Genomic DNA, 1,636 nt, shown 5'->3' with positions numbered 1-1,636 from the left:
CTTTTTTAAAAAATTCCAAAGCATTAAGTCATTTTGTAAAGGCTTATAGAGGTAAGATTTTAAGATTACTTGCAAGGGAAAATATACAAGATAAAGTAAGTTTATTGGAAAAATTGCCAAGTGAATTAAAGGTTAAAGATATAAAAATACAAGGATTAAAAGAAGAGGTTATTTTGGATATGGTAAGCTAAGCCATTTGGCTTAGCTTTTATAATTAGAATTTATATAGAGCTTCAAGTCTGATGTATTGATCTTTAGTATCGTCTTGACCAGCTGTGTTGAAGTCTTCATTTAGGTAAGAATAGAATCCGCTAAATGTAAGTTTTGGACTATAAGCATAAGATACGCTTGCAATATATTCATTTTTATCAATATCGTTTATATTTGCTCTTTCAGTTTTACCGCCGATATAGTCAAATCCTACTCTTAAAGTTTCAGCAAAAGTATAGCCTAAACCTGCAAAGTAGAAGAAGTTTTCACCATGGCTATTAACTAATTTACTACCATCTGAATAGAAAATTTGTTTAGCTGGAGCGATTACTCTGCCTGTATCTTCTAAAGTAACGATAGTTGATTTTTCTTTATCACCATAACCAACGATACCTGCTTGGAAATCAAAAGCAGAGATTTGTCCGCTGAATTTAGCAGCGTAGAAATTGTTGTCAGTAAAACCTAATTTTTCTTTGTCACTGTCTAAGCTGTTTCCTAGGTATTGACCTTGGATTTTGAAATTCATATCATTGAATGCAAAATTATAGCTAGCATCTACTGCATATAAGAATGCCCAGTTAGCTGAATAAGCAGCCCATACTTGGAATGCAAATGGATCAAAGTCGCCTAATACAGCAGCACCGTATAGTGAAGATTTAGCAATACCTAAATTTGAAAAATCACCATCATCTTGCCAATTTAGTGCATCAAACCAGTAACCAGCAAAAGTTAAACCTTCGATAGAGTTGTTTACTACTTTAGCTCCTGTGCCTACAGCATCATCAGTCCAGATAGAACCAACTTCTAATTTACCGAAAGTTACGCTTGTAGCATAAGCTTCGTTAGTGTATTCTAAATAAGCTTGTTGTACATTGAAAGTTTTGTTTGTTTGAGTGTTAGCTTCACCAAAACCAAGATCAGTTGAGTTATATTGGAATTGAACGAAAGCTTTGAAGTTATCATCTAAAGCTGCTTTAAAGTTTAATTGTGCTTTAAATTTGTGAGCGTTGTTTTTAGAGCTATTGTAACCATCAACAGTAGCACCGCCGATATCTTTTCTATCAGATTCAAATCTGTATCTCATCATTCCTGATACATCAACATCTTTTATAGCTTCTTCAAGTGAAACAGCGTTAGCTGCTGAAAAAGCACCTGCAGCTAAAGCTGCTACTAAACTAAGTTTAACTAGTTTCATGAGAATTCTCCTTATTAAAATTAAAACTATGGCTTGTATTATAACATAGTTTTATATAAGAATTCTTAAAGTAAATAAAAAAATGCATCAAAGTATTTAAGAGTTTGTAAGATGATAATATATCTTTAAAGATCTAGCTTAAAACTAGATCTTTAAAAACTAAGGAGTTATCTATGAATGTTTGCTTTTACAAGTGTAATTATGCTCCTTGATAGTTAATGTTTGGAAACT

1 protein-coding gene and 1 pseudogene are annotated in these 1,636 nt (G+C 32.2%); one reads left to right on the top strand and one right to left on the bottom strand.

Annotated elements, in window-relative coordinates; translation table 11 throughout:
* Positions 1-191 (top strand): annotated as a pseudogene (locus CKA54_RS07560) (peroxide stress protein YaaA); the annotation flags it as partial.
* A gap of 23 nt (positions 192-214) precedes the next feature.
* Here the strand turns inward: CKA54_RS07560 and CKA54_RS07555 are convergent.
* Complete coding sequence (locus CKA54_RS07555; RefSeq protein ID WP_120760937.1) at positions 215-1,405, bottom strand: major outer membrane protein; 1,191 nt, start codon at positions 1,403-1,405, stop codon at positions 215-217.
* Positions 1,406-1,636: the final 231 nt, after the last annotated feature.

The organism is Campylobacter sp. P255, assembly GCF_003627915.1.
GTDB lineage: Bacteria > Campylobacterota > Campylobacteria > Campylobacterales > Campylobacteraceae > Campylobacter_D.
This window is presented reverse-complemented; position numbering and strand designations above follow the sequence as displayed.